Source organism: Ruminococcus sp. RTP21359st1_H3_RTP21359_211015, from assembly GCF_040909065.1.
Lineage (GTDB): Bacteria > Bacillota > Clostridia > Oscillospirales > Ruminococcaceae > Hominimerdicola > Hominimerdicola aceti.
The window spans coordinates 15,331-33,561 of record NZ_JBDGDD010000027.1 but is presented as its reverse complement, the minus strand read 5'-3'; the positions used below and the strand labels follow the sequence as shown (position 1 = coordinate 33,561).

The following is an 18,231-nucleotide window of genomic DNA, read 5'->3' as shown; positions in this document are numbered from 1 at the left end:
TCCTATGCGTCCCCTCAAATGGTTTTCGCCTATCGAATTTCTTAATAATAGTGTCCAATATGATTGACAAACCTACAAACAGAGGTCTGCGGAAAGTTTTTCGGTTATGCACAAAAAAAGCCGCACAAATTGTACGGCTCAGAATAATATGAAAATTTATTCTTTACAAATTGAAAGGGCAAGCACAAACGGGACGTCGGATTTATGCAAAATAGAAATTGCACCGCTCCCCTACAATAACATTGATAGTATTTATCAATACTTTATTTTCAGGGTCTTGCCCGGAACGCTCACGCCGTCTGACAGAGTGATAGGGAGCTTTTGCTCCTCAGAGAAGCCGATAGTTTCGCCGTCTTTAAGCTCAACGCCCTCAGAAAGCACATACTCGGAGATAGAAAGCAAAAATCCAAGCAGGTCGTTAGGCTGTTTTGGAGAGTCAACTATCTCCATTTCCTCATATCCGAAAAATCTCATGCCTGATGTGAAAGCGCAAAGACCTGTTTTAGCAAGATACATACCTGTGTAGATAAGAATAGGCATCGGATACTCGCCGTCTTTGATAGTTTCAGCAAAGTTCACATAGAAGTTCTTTTCATAAACTGTCGGGTCTTTATAGATACCGATAGCGTTATCGAGTTTCAGCAGTGAGCTTGCCACCTTTGCAAAGAGGATAGCCTGCTCAACAGCGCTTGTTTTATTCATTACAGCGAGCATAACGTGCGCCTGATGCTTAGCGACCTCGTTTGCGCCCTCTTTCCAAAGAATGTTATACTTTGCCGCATTTTCAGCTTCCTTGTTAGGAACTGGGTTAGGCATAAGTGAGCAAGCGACCACCATATCGCCAACCTTGAATACCATAGCGTTGTCTTTTACATCGTCCTGCGGAACGATGTTCCAATCGTCTTTCAGAAACTTTTTAAATCTGAGCCAATCCATGTTAGCGTCTGTGTAGAGAACGAAGCCTGCAAGGACGTTGCCTTCCTTTTTATCGTCCTTGGTTTCCTGAACGTTTTTGTTTTCTTCTGACATTTTGTTACCTCCATAAGATAAAGTCTGTTGAGGTCATTATAGCACACTTGGGGAGAAAATGCAACAGGGGGAGGTAAATGAGGAGTGAGGAGTTAGGAATTATGGTATCGCCTGCGGCGATGATTTTTTTGTCCTTTCTTTATCACCCTTTCCCTCAATAATTTGTATACCATGTACCTGACAAAAACGCCGTTCCGACTTCTTGTCAGAACGGCGTGATTATTATTCTGTTACCGCTGTTTCCTCAGCCTGCTGTGTTTCAGGCTCGTTAAAAGGCAGCTTCACTGTTATGGTAGTTCCCTTTTCAAGCTCGCTTTCAAGGGATATCTCACCGCTGTGATATGCGACTATGTGCTTTACTATAGAAAGCCCTAAGCCTGTGCCGCCTATCTTCTTGGAACGGCTTTTATCAACTCGGTAAAAACGTTCAAAGATTCGGCTTTGATGTTCGTCGGATATGCCTATGCCTGTGTCGCTGAACACTGCCACGGCTTTGCCGTCCTCTATGCCGACCGTTACTTTCAGGCTTCCGCCCTCATGATTGTACTTTATGGCGTTGTCCATTAGATTTAAAAACAGTTCTGTGATGTAGCTCTGATTGCCGTATATCTGAACAGGTTCGCCCTCAATGGTCATTGTGACCTCTCTATTATCTGCCTTGTGACGGAGTATCTCCTCTACGTCATGGGCGGTTTTCAGCAGGTCTATTTTATCAGACAAAACGTGTTCCTGCTCCTCTATCTGGGAAAGCCTGATAATATCGTTTATAAGATACAAAAGTCTTTCACTTTCACGATATATCATACCGCCGTATTTCTTCACGTCCTCTTCCTTGGTGAAAATGCCGTTTTCAAGAAGTTCGCCAAAGCCTTTTATGGTGGTAAGCGGCGTTTTAAGCTCGTGAGATACGTTGGCTGAGAAGTCACGGCGTATCTGCTCGCTTTGTATCTCCTCTGTTACGTCAACAAAGAAGATTATGATACCAAAATCAAGGGTATTCTCGCTGTAGACCTTATTTGCAAAGGTACGGTAAAAACGGCTTTTTTCTGTGATGATACCTTTTGCTGCACCGCTTTCCTTGGCTTCTTCAAGCAGACCTATTATCTGCTGATCGTTGGTCATATGGTTTATCTTGGTATGCTCCGTAGGGTCAAAGCTGTTGCCGAGAATTTTCAAGGCGCTCTTATTTACCGAAAGCACTGTCATGTCCTCGTCAAGAAGTATCATGCCCTCCACCATATTTTCAGTGATAAGTGATATTTTTTCTCTCTCTGCCTTTATTTTATTCATGTTCTTATGTATTCGTCCCATAAGAACGTCTGCATTTTTTATGATAGGTTCAAGTTCTTCATAAGGCGTTTCAAACTGACCGATATTCTCGTTCCTCAGATCAAGCTGTTTTACAAGGGAATTTATCGGCTTTATCATGCTTTCTGAAAGCTTTATGGAGATTATGGTGGTGATAAAGATTATCCCTCCTGCGAACACCACCAGCATTGGTATCACTGCAAGGAACACCCCTGCAAGGTTTTCCTTATCTGTAGAAAATCTCAGCACACCGCCGTCATATTTTATGGCATAATAATATGTAGTATATCCAAGGGTTTTGGAAAATCTTGTGAATTCGCCCTCGTCATTTGCCATAGCCTCTTTGAACTCTTCACGGTCTGAGTGGTTTTCCATTTTGGCGGGATCTGCTTCAGAGTCATATTTTACATTGCCCTGTGCGTCGATGAAGGTGACACGGACATCATATTCTACTGATCTTTCCAAAATATCAGCCATTTCTGAGGGTTTATTGTTTCCTGCGGCAACGAGCTTTGCAGCGGATTTAAGCTCATTTTTAGTGAAACGCTGATAGGTAGAATATCCAAGAGAGCCTGCTACTAAAAGAAAAAACAGCACTGTACATGAAACAAGTATCGTCATGACTTTATAGAGTTTTTTCTGCATATGCTGTTCCTCCTTATCTCAAAATTTTTATATTTTGTAGCCTATGCCACGGACTGTTTTGATAAGATCCGTACAGCCTGCGGCTTCAAGCTTTTGTCTGAGGGTCTTGATGTGCATATCAACAGTTCTTGTTTCCCCTGCAAACTCATAGCCCCAGACCATTTCCATAAGCTTATCACGGCTCACGGCTATGGACTTATGGCGCATAAGATACATCAAAAGCTCAAATTCCTTATAGGTCAAAACGACCTCCTGACCGTTATATGTACAGATACGTCTTGAAGCGTCAAGGGATACGCCCTGTTCTTCTATTACGTCAGCCTCGGCATTCTGCTTTCCTGCACGTCTTAAAACGGCTTTTATTCTTGAAAGCAGTTCCATTACGCCGAACGGCTTTGTTATATAGTCGTCTGCGCCCATTTCAAGACCTGACACCTTATCAAGCTCGCTTGATTTTGCGGTGAGCATTATAACAGGAACGTCCTGAGTGTGGCTGTCTTTTTTGAGCTTTGAAAGTATGGAATATCCGTCCTCGTCAGGAAGCATTATGTCAAGAAGCACCAGCGAAGGCTCTTTGTTTCTTATCTCTTCATAAAACGGTTTTGCTTTTGGAAATGCTTTCACCTCATATCCGCCTGATTTAAGTGCGCAGGATATAAGCTCTCTTATTCCGTCATCGTCTTCTACACAATATATAAGTGCCATAGATCTTACCCCTTTTCGTTAAAACTCTTTAGCAGGCAAAGCGTATTTCTCGCTGTAGCGTTTGACCTGTCCGTCAAAGCCCTCGCCTGAATTTTTAAGCATCTGAACATACTCGTGGACGTCAAAGCTTTCGTCATTTTCCTGTATAAGACAGACCGCTATATTTGAGCAATGGTCTGAAACTCTTTCCAAATTTGTGAGCAGATCGGAGAACACAAAGCCCATTTCTATGGTACACTCGCCTGTCTGAAGCCTTTTTACATGGCGGTTTTTAAGCTTTGTTCTTATCTTATCCACCACTTCCTCAAGCGGTTCAACTCTTGTGGCAAGCTCCAGATCGTGCTTTTCAAAGGCTTCCATGGCGATATCCAAAACATCTCTTACGGCACTGCACATGACTTTTACTTCGGCTGTTGCCTGTGATGTGAAATTCAGATCCTTCTGCTGTTTTTCCTCGGCAACGGACACCATGTTCATGGCGTGGTCGGAGATACGCTCAAAGTCGCCTATAACATGAAGTATAGTTGAAACTGACTGAGAATCCTTTGCAGAAAGATCTCGGCTCGAAAGCTTTACAAGATATGTGCCGAGTCTATCCTCATAGAGGTCGACGGCTGCTTCATTTGCGGCTATCTGTTCTGCCTTTTCCTTATCGTACTTATCGACGCAGATGCTCATTGCCATGTCTATGCTTTCTTTTGCTATCTCGCCCATGCGGTTTGTAAGCTCTCTGCACTTTTCAACTGCAAAAGACGGTGACTGGAGAAATCTTTCGTCAAGAAGCTTGAACTGCTCTTCGATATTGTCCTTATTTCCCTCCCCCTCTTTGTCTTTGACAGTGAGGTAGGCAAGCTTTTCAAGGACTTTGATAAATGGCAGAAGTATGATAGATGTTGACAGATTGAATATAGTATGCACAATAGCTATCTCCTTTGCGCCCACAACTCCGTCAACGAACGAGAAGCCGATAAAGGCATTGAGCAGATAGAAAACTGTAAGGAAAAGCAGTGTTCCTATTATATTAAAATAGAGGTGGACAACTGCAACACGCTTTGCGTTCTTGCTTGTGCCTATTGATGAAAGCAGTGCTGTTACGCAAGTACCTATATTCTGTCCTAAAATTATAGGAAGCGCTGAGCCGAAGGTTATTGCACCTGTGGCTGAGAGAGCCTGAAGGATACCAACGGAAGCAGATGAGGACTGGATGATAGCGGTAAGAAGTGCGCCAGCCAGAACGCCCAGAATAGGGTTTTTGAACCAGAGAAGCATTTCTGCGAACTCAGGAACGTCTTTAAGAGGTGCGACTGCACCGCTCATTGAGTCCATTCCGAACATGAGCACTGCAAAGCCTACGAGTATAGATGCGATATCCTTTTTCTTATCGTTTTTTGAGAACGTCAGCATTGCAACGCCTATTATCGCAAGGACAGGCGAGAACGAGGACGGCTTGAGCATATTGATAATAAAGCTGTCGCCGTTAAGTCCTGACAAAGACAATATCCACGCTGTTACGGTAGTACCGATATTTGCGCCCATTATAACGCCTATGGCGGAATGGAGCTTCATGATGCCTGCGTTTACAAAGCCCACCAGCATTACTGTAGTGGCTGAGGAGGACTGAATGACCGCTGTTACAGAAAGTCCAAGCAACATTGCCTTGATAGGGTTTGAGGTGAGCCTTTCAAATATTTTTTCAAGCTTTCCTCCTGCGAGTTTTTCCAGCCCGTTACCCATTACATTCATTCCGTAAAGGAACATTGCAAGACCGCCTATAAGGGTCAGAACATTAAAAATCGTCATACTGACACTCCCTGATAATAATTTTACACTATTGTTACAATGTTTACAATGAACATTATACAACATAATTGTAAAATAACAAATCAGGCTGAGTAAAATCTGAGTAAAATCGTACAAGAAGAGCAAAAAGGCGGTATTTCCGCCTTTTATAATGATATTTTACATGATTCTTTCTGTTTTATGGACGCCTGTTACGGAGAATACCACCCATTCTGCGATATTTACCGCATGGTCACCGATACGCTCGAAGTATTTTGCCACCATGAGGGTATCTATAGCTTTTTCACCGTTTGCTTTATCGGCTGCTATCTCGTCGATTATCTTATCCTTGGTCTTTACAAAAAGCTCGTCTATTTTATCGTCAGAGCTTATGACCTTTCGGGCGAGGTTCTCGTCGTCGTTCACATAGGCGTCGATAGCGTCGTTCACCATTTGTGTGGCGGCTCTTGCCATTTCACTGATATCGCTAAGATCCCAAGTCTGCTTTTTCTTTATAAGCTGGATATTCAGATCTGCAATATCTGCTGACTGATCGCCAACACGCTCGATATCGGTTATCATTTTAAGTGCAGCGGACACACGTCTGAGATCCTCGGCAAAAACAGGCTGCTGCTGCAAGAGCAGGTTAAGACAGATCCTCTCTACCTCACGCTCCGCCTCGTTTATCTTGGCGTCAAACTCCACCGTTTCACGGGCAAGCTTTGTATTCTGCTCTTCAAGAGATTTTATTGACATTGCGATTATCTGCTCTGTCATTGCTGCCATAGAAAGCAGCTTTTTGTTAAGCTCGCTGAGCTTATTGTCAAAATTCGCACGCATAGATATTTCTTCCTTTCACCTATATTTCCAAAGCGTTTATCCGAAACGTCCTGTGATATACTCGAGAGTTTTCTGTTCCTTAGGATTGGAGAAGATACGCTGAGTTTCGTCGAACTCGACTATCTCGCCATGGAGGAAAAAGGCTGTTTTATCGGATATACGGGTCGCCTGCTGCATATTATGGGTGACGATAACGATAGTGTAATTCTTTTTAAGCTCTGTGGCAAGCTCCTCTATTTTGATAGTGGAGATAGGGTCAAGGGCTGATGTAGGCTCGTCCATAAGAAGCACCTCCGGCTTTACGGCAAGTGCTCTTGCGATACAGATACGCTGCTGCTGTCCGCCTGACATACCCAGGGCTGACTTTTTAAGTCTATCCTTTGTTTCGTCCCACACGGAAGCCTGACGGAGAGTTGTTTCGACTATCTCGTCAAGGTCGGCTTTTTTCTTTATGCCGTGAGTTCTTGGGCCGTATGCGATATTATCATATATGGACATCGGGAAGAGGTTTGGTTTCTGGAAAACCATTCCCACACGCTTTCTAAGCTCGGTTATTTCCATATCTTTATAGATATTCTCCCCGTCAAGGGTAAAATCCCCTGTTATCTTACAGCCCTCCACGAGGTCGTTCATACGGTTGAGGGATTTAAGAAGAGTAGATTTTCCGCAGCCTGAAGGGCCTATGAATGCGGTTATCTCCTTTTCGGCTATGGACAAGTTTATATTTTTGAGAGCCTGAAAATCTCCATAAAAGAGATCGCAGTTTTTCACCTGCAGTTTTGGCTGTGTCATTTATCAGTTTCCTCCTTTGGAAAGCTTTCTGGCAACAAGGGACGCAAGTCCGTTAAGAAGCAGGACTACTGTCAGCAGGACAACTGCTGTAGCGCTTGCTTCGTTCATATAAAGTCCCTCGTTTGAAAGTGAATACATATGGATAGAAAGGGTACGTCCTGAGTCTGTAAGGCCTGCATACTTGGCGATAGTTCCTGCGGTATAGATAAGGGCGGCTGTTTCGCCGAAAATTCTTCCCATTGCAAGGATAACGCCTGAGAGGATACCGCTTATTGCAGGAGGCAGAACGATAACAAAGATAGTTCTGAGCTTTCCTGCGCCAAGTCCGTAGCTGCCCTCACGGAAGCTGTCGTCTACAGATTTCAGTGCTTCCTCGGTAGAACGGATTATGAGTGGAAGCACCATTATCGCCAATGTGCAAGCGCCTGAGAGCATTGATAGCTTCCAGTTAAGGGCAAGCACAAAGAACATATTTCCGAAAAGTCCGTACACTATGGACGGGATACCTGAGAGTGTTTCTGTAGTAAGTCTTATGATTCTGACGATTTTATTGCCTTTCTTTGCATACTCAACGAGATATATTGCGCAGAATATGCCCAGAGGTGCGGCTATTGCCAGGGACACCAGAAGCATTTCAAAAGTGTTCACGATAGCGGGGAGCATTGACACGTTCTCGGTGGTATAGGTCTTTGCGAAGAGGGACGGTTTCAGATAAGGAACGCCCTTTATCACCACATAGCCCACGATGAGAACGAACACGCTTATGGTAAGCACAACTGCTATTTTGGTCAGGATATTGAACACCAATGACATGGGGTGTGTTTTATAGGTTTTCATTCTGTCTGACATTTTTATCACCCTTTATCCTTTCTGTTTGTGACAAGGTTAAAGCAAAGGTTCAGAAGAAGAATGAACACGAACAGCACAACGCCTGTTCCGATAAGGGCGTCATAGTGAAGTCCCTCAGCATAGCTCATTTCGATAACGATATTGCCTGTGAGGGTACGGACGCTGTCCAGGAGGGAGTGTGGGATGATAGTGGAGTTTCCTGCTATCATGATAACTGCCATTGTTTCGCCTATTGCTCTGCCCACTGCGAGGATAACGCTTGCGAGTATGCCTGACTTTGCGGCAGGGAAAACGACTGTTGCAACTGCTCTTTCGTGTGTTGCGCCAAGGGCGACTGCGCCCTCATAGTAACTGTCAGGAACGGCTTTAAGTGCGCTCACGCTCATGCCCACGATAGTAGGAAGTATCATGATACCGAGGATAATGGAAACTGTAAGCACGCTGTTTCCTGTTCCGCCGAAAAGGTTTCTTATGACAGGAACTACAACTACCATGCCGAAAAAGCCGTATACAATGGACGGTATGCCTGCAAGAAGATTTATTGGAGGCATGAGCCATTTGAAAAGCTTTTTAGGACAGAACTTTGCCATAAATATCGCTGTTAAAAGTCCGATCGGCACACCGATTATTATTGCTCCTGCGGTGCAGTAGAGAGAGCCGACTATCATAGGGAAGATACCATATGAAGCAGGGACGTTTCTAGGACTCCAGTCTGTTCCGAAGAGGAAGTTTCCCACGCCTATTTCGGCGATCGCAGGACAGCCTTTAGCGAACATGAAGATACATATTACTATTACTGCCGCAACTGAAACGCAGGCGCAAAGGAAAAACAATGCTTTCATCGCTTTCTCAAGCAGGTGGGAACTTTGTTTTGCTGTTGGCTTCTGAGCGGCTGTATTCGCTGACACCGCTGTGTTTTCCGTCAACGTAATTATCACCTCTGAAAATTTTTCACTTGTTTTTTTGCTCAGACAAAGGGGGCGACAATTTGCTGTGCCGCCCAAAGTTTTGTCTTGTGCAAATCTTTATGGAGAATTAACTTGATAGCTTATTTGCTTTCGTCAGACCATGTTGTCTTTGAGCCTGTATAGATAGCCTTTATCTCGTCCATTGTGATATCTTCAACTGCGTTATCCTTATTTACGATAACTGCGATAGCGTCCTGAGCGATAGTTACAGACTTGATACCCTGTGAAAGCTCGTCGTCTGAGATATCTCTTGAAGCCATACCGATATCAGATGTGCCGTTGATAGCATCCTTGATACCTGTGGAAGAGTCTGACTGCTGAACGTCTACTGTTACGTTTGTATTTGCCTTCTGATATGCTTCTGCAAGCTTTTCCATAACCGGTGTTACTGATGATGAACCGCTGACTACTACCTTACCGGAAGCGTTGTTTGAAGCGTAAGCTGCTGCGCTCTTGTCGATCTTTATGTAGCCTGCCTTTTCGATGATATCCTGACCTTCTGAGCTGAGGATATAGTTCTCAAAGTCCTGAGCGGCATCTGAAAGTCCGTCTTTAACAGCGATATTGAAAGGTCTTACTATTTTATAGTCACCACTTTCGATAGTTGCTGTTGAAGGCTCGACGCCCTCTACTTTAAGAGCCTTTACTGTATCGTTCAGTGAGCCGAATGAGATATAGCCGATAGCGTTCTTATCTCCTGACACCTGAGTAAGCACAACGTCTGTTGACTTACAGATAAGGGCGTCTTTCTTTGTGTTATCGGTCTTGTTGCCGTTAGAGTCTTTTTCCTCGATACCTGTCAGCTCGATGAATGCGCCTCTTGTTCCTGAGCCGTCCTCACGGGAGATAACTGTGATCTTATCTGAGCTTCCTCCGCAGCTTGCGAGCATTGTGGCTGCAAGTGCAACTGATGTAAAGATCGCTGCCAGTTTTGATGTTCTTGTTTTCATGATATAAAACCTCTTTCTTATACTTGCCCTTTGGGCTTTTTGATTTGCACCTTTTCTCTCTGCACCCTGTGTGCAGGTCTTCATGTTATTTCTATTCAGGTGATATACTTATGATACATCAGCATTGTAAAATCAGTAACCGAAGTAAAGTAAAGTCATTGTAAGATGTTTGCAAAGGAATTTACACACAAAAACGGGCTTTACAATGCTATGCACAATGTAAAACCCGTTTGTATAAACAAAAAAGTGCGTTCTCACAAGGAAAACGCACTTTGTAAAATCGGTGATATTCTATTTAAAATCAGTAGCTCTGTACAAGTACAACTGAGCCGTCTGCCTTATTATATGCGGCGCTGTAGCCATGACCGTCTTCTGTAAAGACGTAATAGTACATGAAGCCTGCGTCCTCAGTTCTGTATTCATATGAAGACACCTTGCCGTCTATCTGAGCTGTGATAGCGGCGACAGCCTTTGCAGAATCTCCGCTCTCGGCTGATGTAGTTGTTGTAGTTTCGTCAGGCTTTGAGTCTGCTGTAGTTGTGGTAGTTGTTGTAGTTTCTGTATCTGAGGCAGTTGTTGTGGTAGTTGTCGTTGTTTCTGTATCAGGTGCAGAAGTTTCAGTGGCTGGTGTTGAGCTTTCGTCAGCCGGCTGTGAGGTAGTGGCATTTGTGTCGGTAGAAACTGCACTGCTCTCGGTATCGACGAACACGCCTCCATTACTGTCGTCATCGGAGGCAACAGTTGTTTTTGGCTTTGTGGTAGTAGTGGTCTTATTATTTGTTCCGCCAAAGCCGAAGATCTTATAGCCTGCGACTATAGCAAGAATGACCACCACAAGTATACCCACTGTGATAGTGGCAGTAATTGCAAAGAGCTTCTTTCTGGAAGCGTCATCGTTATCCTCTGTATCATCATCGGAATAATCGTTTTCATCGTCAGAATAACCGCCATTATCATAATTATCCTGATAATTCTCATAGCCGTCATTATTATCATGGCTATCAGCTATTGGTGTGGAGAAAAACTCTGTAGGCTCTTCCGGCTGTTTAGGCACGGTAAAGGCCCTTGTTTTCTCTTCATACTCCTGTGCCTCCTGCTTTGTGAACACTCTTGTTCTGTCAGCATCGTCAGCAGAGGTGAAATTCTGCTCCTCCTGCTTGCTGTCTTCCGTAACAGGTGTGCTTTCGTCTATAAGCAGGTTATGGCAATACTTACAGAGTATTGCTTCTTCGGATATTTCCTTATGGCAAAAAGGACATTCCTTTGTTTTCATTTTTACTTTCCTCCCGAATATTATCTGTTAAATATAATGATAACACAAACCATTTTAAAAATCAACAGGTTTCACCAAAATATCATCAAATTATACCATTCTTTTAAAAAAGGCTCTTTTATGGACATTATTTTTTGATGTTTTCGTATGATATCACGGTATAATTTGTTGAATAACGACATTTGTATTGTTTTTAAGCAAGGCATAATTGTGCAAGTATACAAAGTGATAAAAAACCTATTGACAAAACTGGCATTGGGGAGTATAATAATTAAGCTGTCTGATGACGCAGACAAATGCTTCACAGAAACATCTATGAAGCTCAAGGCACACAAAGCTTGGAACTTTTCCGTGGCTGGAGACTTTTCCCCACCGTGTGCAACGTCAACTACGAGGCGTAACTCAGTTTGGTAGAGTGCTTGGTTTGGGACCAAGATGCCGCAGGTTCAAGTCCTGTCGCCTCGACCACTTTATTAAAAAAAATGAAAACAAAATAAAAAATGCTTGACAAGTGCTTGGAGATATGATATAATAGATATCGTCAGTTCGACAGATCAAGCAATACAAGCTGGTGTAGCTCAGTTGGTAGAGCAGCTGATTTGTAATCAGCAGGTCGGGGGTTCGAGTCCGTCCACCAGCTCCATTATTTTGTTTTCATTCATATGGGAGAATTCCCGAGTGGCCAAAGGGGGCAGACTGTAAATCTGTTGCTTCTAGCTTCGGTGGTTCGAATCCACCTTCTCCCACCATACTTGTGCAATAAAATAGATGCACGCCTCGAAAAGCTCGTATTTACGAGCTTTTTTTGTGTTTTGAGGGTAAAAATTTCAGGTGTAAAACCGTAGATGCTTTTTCGTAAAAAAAGGATCTGATCCCTCAACAATTAAACATCGTCAAACAAAACGGCAGACTTTGAGTATATTATGCTCTAAGCCTGCCGTTTTGTATATAAAAGAACTTTCACAAAGTTTTCAATACAAATTTATTGGATCTGCCGATTTTGTTGGTATCTCTTAAAACAGAGAAACCAATAGGATTGGCTTTTTTGTTTTTTTAAGAGAGGTGGTGATCCTAATGTGGCAGAGGCTGTATTAACAGATGAGAAAATAAATTTGACAGGAGGAATGTGAAATGTATTACAATAAAGAAAACGTTGAAAGGCTGCGACAGAGATATCCGGAAGGAACTCGTATCTGCCTTGACCAAATGAACGATGACCCGTTCCCTGTTGAGTCGGGGACGTTTGGCAAGGTCGATCACGTTGATGACATCGGCACTTTGCATTGTATCTTTGACAACGGAAGAACGCTTGGAGTGATCCCAGGCGTGGACGATTTTCACGTTATCAGAGAAGGATCGGAACAAACCGAGGAAGAAGAAATGAATATGTCAATGTAACGGTCAAGTTAAGAAAGCTTGGCCGTTTTTTATTGAGGAAAGGAACGTGGTAAATGATAAAATATTTCGATATCTTTGCAGGTATCGGCGGATTTCGCTCAGGTCTTGAAAAAGCAGGAGATTTTGAGTGCGTCGGTTATTGTGAAATAGACAAATATGCAAAGAAAGCATACGAAACGTTGTACGATACAAGAAACGAGGTGTATTACGATGACGCAAGAAAAATCGACCCTAACGAACTGCCTGATCTCGACCTTATATGCGGAGGATTCCCTTGCCAAAGCTTTTCGATCGCTGGAAAACGGAAAGGATTCAGCGATACCCGAGGAACTCTCTTCTTTGAGATCGCCAGGATTGCCGCCATTAAAAAACCTAAGTATCTGCTCCTTGAAAATGTTCCCGGACTGCTATCGCATAACGAAGGCAGGACGTTTGCGACCATCCTTAGTACGTTGGATGAATTGGGGTACGATGTCGTATGGGAAGTGCTTAACAGCGCAGATTTTGGTGTACCCCAATCCAGAAAAAGAGTGTATATTGTCGGATTTCATAGAGAAAAGTGTGCCGGAAAAGTATTGTCTTTCACAGATGCAAATCCAAAAACTCTTGTCAAAAGAATTTCAGGCAGAGAGGGAAACAGGGTATATTCAGCCGACGGACTGAGCATAACGCTGACAAGCCAGGCTGGCGGTTTTGGAGGAAAAACAGGTCTTTATGAGATAATCGGCCTGCCGATAAAATCAAAAACTAAGTCAGGCTATCAGATAGCTCTGCCCGGAGATAGCATCGACCTTGCATATCCAAATATGAATTCAAGGCGTGGGAGAGTTGGAAAGGAGATAGCGCACACTCTCACAACAAGCTGTAATCAGGGATATTACGCATTGGGGATAGATATGAATCCTGAGCCGAAGGTCACAGAGCTGGCAAGATGTATCACCGCAAGACAGGACAGCGGGATAGGTCATCATAAGGGTGAAAAGTCGGGAGTGATACTCGTTACCGAGCCAATAGCTGTGCTTACCCCTGCAAAGGCAGAAGTAAGACAGGAGGGACGAAGATTTAAACTTCCCAACGAGCCTATGTTTACGATAACTGTAACGGACAGACACGGCGTTGTGTACTGCGGGTATATCAGAAAGCTTATGCCTTTGGAGTGCTGGAGACTGCAGGGCTTTACCGATGAGCAGTTCAACAAGGTCAAGGCTGTGGGAATGTCCGACGCACAGCTTTACAAGCAGGCAGGCAACGCAGTAACCACAAATGTTGTGGAGGCGGTTGCAAGAATAATTTTAGAAACGGAAAAAGGAGAAAACGCATGAGCAATGTGATAAAGATTTTTGAGAATGATGAATTTGGTTCTTTAAGAACGTTAACAGATGAACACGGAAGGATCATGTTCTGCGGAAAGGACGTAGCTTCTGCATTGGGCTACAGCAATACAAAAGACGCAATAAGACGGCATTGTAGGTGGGGCGTGAAACACGACCTACCTCATCCGCAGTCTCCGACTAAAAAAATCAAAATGATTTTTATTCCTGAAAGTGATGTTTACAGACTTGTTGCACATAGCAAGCTGCCTGGAGCTGAAAAATTTGAGTCATGGATTTTTGATGAAATCCTGCCTCAGATCAATCACACCGGAGGTTACGTTTCAAATGAGGATATGTTCATAGAAAACTACCTCCCCTTTCTGGAAGAACCGTATCGTAATCTTTTCCGCCTGCAGATGACGGCTATCAAAAAGCTGAACGAGCGTATCAGGCACAATCAGCCTTTGGTGGACTTTGCAAATCAGGTAGCAGGAACAGAAAATCTCATCGACATGAACGCAATGGCAAAACTTGCGGCTGATGAGCATTTTAAAATCGGCAGAACAAGACTGTTTCGCTGGCTGAAAGAAATGGGAGTGCTTATGTCAAACAATCTGCCGTATCAGAGATATATTGACCGCAGATATTTTGTTGTAAAAGAGTCGGTGTTCGAGGTCGAGGGTATGAAAAAGACTTATCGGCAGACGTTTGTGACGGGAAAAGGTCAGCTTTTTATCATAGGTTTGCTGAGAAAATATTACGGAAAGGAGATGTCGTGATGCCCAAAAAGCCAAAATGTCCGCTGATAGGTCAGGACGGAAATATATTCAATCTTATGGGCATAGCCTCAAAAACGCTGAAAAGGAACGGAATGTATGATGAGGCAAAGGAAATGTGCAGCAGAATAACATCTTCGGGCAGTTACTATGAGGCATTAAATGTTATCGGTGAGTATGTTGAGATCACTTCTACCGATGATGAACAGTCGGAAGATGAGGATATGGAAATGGAGATGATGTAAATGACGTATTTGTTCATTGGAATGCTTATCGGAGCTATCGCAGGGCTTGTCATCGGTGCTGACTGTGCAATGCTCTATGCTGCAAAGCAGGAGGTCGGAAGACTGAATAAAGAGCTTAGGGAGGCATATGTTCGTGGAGAAAAGAATTAAACCAAAAGCTGATTTCAGTTTGACGCTTGGGTGTATCCCCGCAATGCTGAGAGCCACAAAGCCTGTGCTTTCGGAAAAGCAATACAAGGAGCTGTGTAATGAGGTCAACAAAGCCGACGGCTACCTTGAACAGAAACGCATTATATTCAGCTATGTTGACCCGATAATCAAGGGCTGAAAACAGCGTAAAATCTAATATTTATTAAGGTCGTTTTGCCAACAGCAGATCAAAAATCTGGTGCTTGCAAAGCGACTTTTCTGCTGTTGGTTCTAGCGGCAGAAAGGAAAAACATGAACAGTTTTATGTCATGGGTAGGTGGAAAGAAGAATCTTCGTGACGAAGTGCTTGCAAGATTTCCGCCTTACTATGAAAGGTATATCGAGGTGTTTGGCGGTGCAGGCTGGGTGTTGTTTCATAAACCGCCGGGTATGGATTTCGAGGTGTACAATGACTTCAATTCAAATCTTGCAAATTTGTATCGCTGCGTCCGTGATAAACCTGCAAAGCTGAAATACAAGCTGAGATATGTGCTTGATTCAAGAGAAGATTTTGAGTATTTAGCTCTACTTCATAAGCGTGGCATTTTGCCAAGGCTTTATGACGTTGACAGAGCAGCTAAGTTTTATCAGCTTATACGTTACAGCTATGCAAGCGGTCTTGACAGCTTTGCAAGCCAGCCGCATTCGATATGGTCTGACTTTCCGATGATAGATCTGGCGGCAAGACGATTGCAGAAAGTAGTGGTTGAGAACAAAGATTTTGAGAAACTCATTAAGCAGTACGACAGACCCGTCAGCTTTTTCTACTGTGATCCGCCGTATTTTGCTACAGAGAATTACTACAAGGACGTAGGATTTACTGCAAAAGATCATATCAGACTGCGTGACGCTCTGCTTGACATCAAAGGCAGATTTTTGGTTTCGTATAATGATTGTCCTGAGATCCGTGAGATATGGCATAAACCAAACATTCACATTGAAGAGATAAGCAGGCTGAATAATTTGGCACAGCGGTATGACGGCGGCTGTCAGTATGCAGAGTTGCTCATATCAAATTATGACACAAGCGAACGTGCGAAAGCTATCAAACAGCTTTCGCTTTTTGATTAGGAGGTTTTTATGAAGAAGATAATATTGGCACAGGTTTTAACAGCAAAAGGCAAAACAGAATTTTCAGGGCTTTATGACAGGCACGGAAATGCTGTAACGGTAGAGGTCGAACGTGACAGCAGCGGTGTTTCACTTATCGTATGGCAAGACGAACAGAAAAAGCAGCATTTTGACTGTGGGATATCCGAAGAGGAAATACAGCGTACCTGTGCGATGTTTGATGACTGCGGCGATTGTCCGCTGAAAGAGTATTGTGAAAGTGAGGCAAAAGAATGAGGATACTTGTGTTTGAACCTCTGAAAGAACCGTATGTAAGGGATATTGAGGATGATATCCATGCCATGCAGGAAATTGTGGGCGGCAGCATCGAGCCAATATATTTCGAACCAAAAAACAACGCACTTTGCTGGTGCAATGATGAGTTTCTGCTGAACGGTTCAAAGCCTAACAGGATAGTTGGAAATACACTTGTTCACGGCACTTTCTATATTTCGGGCAATTATCGTAACGAATACGGTGAGTGGGATTCCTGTTCACTTACCGATGAACAGATAGAAAAGTACAAGCAGCAGTTTGATCATATCATAGTAGATCTGCCCGAGATCGGGCTGGTTGCTGTGAGAGAAACAAAGCCGGAAGTGATCCAACCGCTTGAAGAATATGAAGAAGAACCGGAAATCGAACAGACAATGTAAAGGAGAATGAAACTATGAGAATACACGCATCTATCAACAGAATGGTAAACAAAGAGGATTCAGCAATCAAGGCATATGCCAGCGTAACGATGGACGGTATGTTCGCCGTTCACGGACTGAGGGTCATCGAGACCGAAAAGGGCAGATTTGTCAATATGCCCTCCACCTCATACACCGATAAGGACGGCAACAAGCAGTACAGCGACACCTTCCACGCCATAACCAAGTCGGCGAGAACTGCCGTAAATCAGGCTGTGCTCAATGCTTATGATCTCAAGCTGCAGCAGGTTCAGCAGACGGATATCGAGGTGGAGAACACTCCCGATGAGGAAATGTCGGAGCCTGAAGATGAACCTGAACCGGAGATAAGTATGTAGTTTGCTAAAGCATTTGCTGTGTATCTTGTAACAAAGGTAGAACTTTTGCAAAAAGTATAGATTTGTGGGCGGATATATGATATATTGCTTGACAAGGAGCGTGATAATATGAAAAGAGCAATGGTCATATCAATATTCTGTGCTGTATTTTTAACTGCCTGCGGGAATGTATCGGAGTCAACGAAAAGTGCAGAAACCTCAGATGTGAGCCAAACTGCGGTCACGGTAACATCGGCAAAGGAAGAAAAGGATACAAGTGAAACCACAGCGACCATTAAAAAGAGTTCGCAGACGGTATCATCTTCCCCAAAGCCGACAGATACTGAAGTAACTGCGGTTAAGAAATCAAGCACTTCAAATACAGGCGGCAATTCAGTTCAGGGGCAGAATAACGCTGTACAGGGTAATAACCAAGCTGTGCAGAATAATACTCCATCCAACAATTCTCAGGACAATAACTTAGCGGAGCAGAACGCTCAGCCGTCCAATGAGAAGTCTCAGAATAACGAGCCGTCTGCCACCCGATCAACAACGGCAAAGCAGTCAGCATCGGCAAAGCCTGCGGTAACAAATCCGCCTGTCACAACGACAAAGCCGCAGACTACAACAGTTCCGCAGACTCAACCACCCTTGCCGGTGCCTACTGAGGAAGAACGATATATGGATATCGGCAGAAGCTTATCTCATAACGGCTCTGATTACAGCAAGGCAGAGGCGGTATACAACTGGATGACTGAAAACGGTTCGGGCACTTGTGTGAATTATTCGTGGCAGACCTACTATTTGTGCAAAGGTACAGGTTTGGAATGCTATCTTGCATGGACGCCGTCAAAACTGTATGGTCATGTAGCAAATGTTGTTAAGGTAAACGGAACATGGTTTGTTCTTGATACACAGGGACAAGGATTTCTGCTGAATAACGACTGCGGATTCAGCGAAATAATAGATATTGATGAATCATATGTGTCAGGGGCGGATTTGATAAGCAGCCAAAGATATGATGAAATATATTAAAATGTGCAAACGAAA

The 18,231-nt window shown here is 43.6% G+C and carries 20 protein-coding genes, 3 tRNA genes and 1 pseudogene; 14 read left to right on the top strand and 10 right to left on the bottom strand.

Translation table 11 applies throughout. The features are described 5' to 3' along the window. Window positions 1-255: 255 nt before the first annotated feature. From AB5Z01_RS10895 to AB5Z01_RS10850, 10 genes are all read right to left on the bottom strand, one after another. On the bottom strand, window positions 256-1,029 hold the full coding sequence (locus tag AB5Z01_RS10895; RefSeq protein ID WP_022287580.1) for a DUF4261 domain-containing protein: 774 nt from the start codon (window positions 1,027-1,029) through the stop codon (window positions 256-258). 222 nt (window positions 1,030-1,251) lie between these two features. Beyond that, window positions 1,252-2,982, bottom strand: coding sequence for an ATP-binding protein (locus AB5Z01_RS10890; protein ID WP_287215867.1), 1,731 nt, complete (start codon window positions 2,980-2,982; stop codon window positions 1,252-1,254). A 27-nt stretch (window positions 2,983-3,009) separates the two neighbouring features. Beyond that, entirely contained in the window at window positions 3,010-3,687 is a 678-nt protein-coding gene (locus tag AB5Z01_RS10885) for a response regulator transcription factor (RefSeq protein WP_022287583.1), read from the bottom strand. Between the two features lie 18 nt (window positions 3,688-3,705). After that, complete coding sequence (locus AB5Z01_RS10880; RefSeq protein WP_287215865.1) at window positions 3,706-5,487, bottom strand: Na/Pi cotransporter family protein; 1,782 nt, start codon at window positions 5,485-5,487, stop codon at window positions 3,706-3,708. A gap of 159 nt (window positions 5,488-5,646) precedes the next feature. After that, complete coding sequence (phoU, locus tag AB5Z01_RS10875; protein WP_195519382.1) at window positions 5,647-6,306, bottom strand: phosphate signaling complex protein PhoU; 660 nt, start codon at window positions 6,304-6,306, stop codon at window positions 5,647-5,649. A gap of 36 nt (window positions 6,307-6,342) precedes the next feature. Then, on the bottom strand, window positions 6,343-7,098 hold the full coding sequence (gene pstB, locus AB5Z01_RS10870; protein WP_022287586.1) for a phosphate ABC transporter ATP-binding protein PstB: 756 nt from the start codon (window positions 7,096-7,098) through the stop codon (window positions 6,343-6,345). Window positions 7,099-7,101: 3 nt separating this feature from the next. Beyond that, complete coding sequence (gene pstA / locus AB5Z01_RS10865) at window positions 7,102-7,947, bottom strand: phosphate ABC transporter permease PstA (protein WP_368365537.1); 846 nt, start codon at window positions 7,945-7,947, stop codon at window positions 7,102-7,104. A gap of 5 nt (window positions 7,948-7,952) precedes the next feature. Beyond that, entirely contained in the window at window positions 7,953-8,789 is an 837-nt protein-coding gene (gene pstC, locus AB5Z01_RS10860; protein WP_117897630.1) for a phosphate ABC transporter permease subunit PstC, read from the bottom strand. 206 nt (window positions 8,790-8,995) lie between these two features. Then, window positions 8,996-9,865 carry a substrate-binding domain-containing protein gene (locus tag AB5Z01_RS10855; RefSeq protein WP_117924214.1) on the bottom strand — a complete coding sequence of 290 codons (870 nt, stop codon included), beginning with the start codon at window positions 9,863-9,865 and terminating at the stop codon, window positions 8,996-8,998. Between the two features lie 301 nt (window positions 9,866-10,166). Next, entirely contained in the window at window positions 10,167-11,138 is a 972-nt protein-coding gene (locus AB5Z01_RS10850; RefSeq protein ID WP_332008408.1) for a hypothetical protein, read from the bottom strand. A 391-nt stretch (window positions 11,139-11,529) separates the two neighbouring features. On the opposite strand from AB5Z01_RS10850, the gene AB5Z01_RS10845 reads away from it, so the two are divergent. The 14 genes and pseudogenes from AB5Z01_RS10845 (at window position 11,530) to AB5Z01_RS10780 (ending at window position 18,216) form a co-directional block, all read left to right on the top strand. Continuing rightward, window positions 11,530-11,606: transfer RNA gene (locus AB5Z01_RS10845), tRNA-Pro, on the top strand. 99 nt (window positions 11,607-11,705) lie between these two features. After that, window positions 11,706-11,781 (top strand) — tRNA-Thr (locus AB5Z01_RS10840). Window positions 11,782-11,802: 21 nt separating this feature from the next. Beyond that, window positions 11,803-11,887 (top strand) — tRNA-Tyr (locus AB5Z01_RS10835). 382 nt (window positions 11,888-12,269) lie between these two features. Beyond that, window positions 12,270-12,536, top strand: coding sequence for a DUF4314 domain-containing protein (locus AB5Z01_RS10830; protein ID WP_195220543.1), 267 nt, complete (start codon window positions 12,270-12,272; stop codon window positions 12,534-12,536). A gap of 53 nt (window positions 12,537-12,589) precedes the next feature. Beyond that, window positions 12,590-13,858: a DNA (cytosine-5-)-methyltransferase gene (dcm, locus tag AB5Z01_RS10825; protein WP_287215859.1), complete on the top strand. Its 1,269-nt coding sequence runs from the start codon at window positions 12,590-12,592 to the stop codon at window positions 13,856-13,858. After that, window positions 13,855-14,628, top strand: a complete 774-nt coding sequence (locus AB5Z01_RS10820) for a phage antirepressor KilAC domain-containing protein (protein WP_287215857.1) — start codon at window positions 13,855-13,857, stop codon at window positions 14,626-14,628. The genes dcm and AB5Z01_RS10820 overlap by 4 nt, the downstream gene beginning before the upstream one ends. 5 nt (window positions 14,629-14,633) lie before the next feature. Next, window positions 14,634-14,870: pseudogene (locus tag AB5Z01_RS10815) on the top strand (hypothetical protein); the annotation flags it as partial. Beyond that, a complete protein-coding gene (locus AB5Z01_RS10810) occupies window positions 14,871-15,020 on the top strand; it encodes a hypothetical protein (protein ID WP_181982616.1) in 150 nt (49 codons plus the stop codon). Then, the gene (locus AB5Z01_RS10805; RefSeq protein WP_147340087.1) at window positions 15,004-15,198 is read left to right on the top strand and encodes a hypothetical protein; all 195 of its coding nucleotides are present in this window, start codon (window positions 15,004-15,006) and stop codon (window positions 15,196-15,198) included. Before AB5Z01_RS10810 ends, AB5Z01_RS10805 begins: the two co-directional genes overlap by 17 nt. 125 nt (window positions 15,199-15,323) lie before the next feature. Continuing rightward, entirely contained in the window at window positions 15,324-16,130 is an 807-nt protein-coding gene (locus AB5Z01_RS10800) for a DNA adenine methylase (RefSeq protein ID WP_287215871.1), read from the top strand. Between the two features lie 9 nt (window positions 16,131-16,139). After that, entirely contained in the window at window positions 16,140-16,406 is a 267-nt protein-coding gene (locus AB5Z01_RS10795) for a hypothetical protein (RefSeq protein WP_117859745.1), read from the top strand. Further along, a complete protein-coding gene (locus AB5Z01_RS10790; protein WP_332009197.1) occupies window positions 16,403-16,825 on the top strand; it encodes a DUF3846 domain-containing protein in 423 nt (140 codons plus the stop codon). Before AB5Z01_RS10795 ends, AB5Z01_RS10790 begins: the two co-directional genes overlap by 4 nt. Before the next feature lie 14 nt (window positions 16,826-16,839). Beyond that, window positions 16,840-17,202 (top strand): SpoVG family protein, encoded by a 363-nt coding sequence (locus AB5Z01_RS10785; protein WP_177497073.1) that lies wholly within the window; start codon window positions 16,840-16,842, stop codon window positions 17,200-17,202. A gap of 108 nt (window positions 17,203-17,310) precedes the next feature. Next, on the top strand, window positions 17,311-18,216 hold the full coding sequence (locus tag AB5Z01_RS10780; RefSeq protein WP_287215844.1) for a hypothetical protein: 906 nt from the start codon (window positions 17,311-17,313) through the stop codon (window positions 18,214-18,216). Window positions 18,217-18,231: the final 15 nt, after the last annotated feature.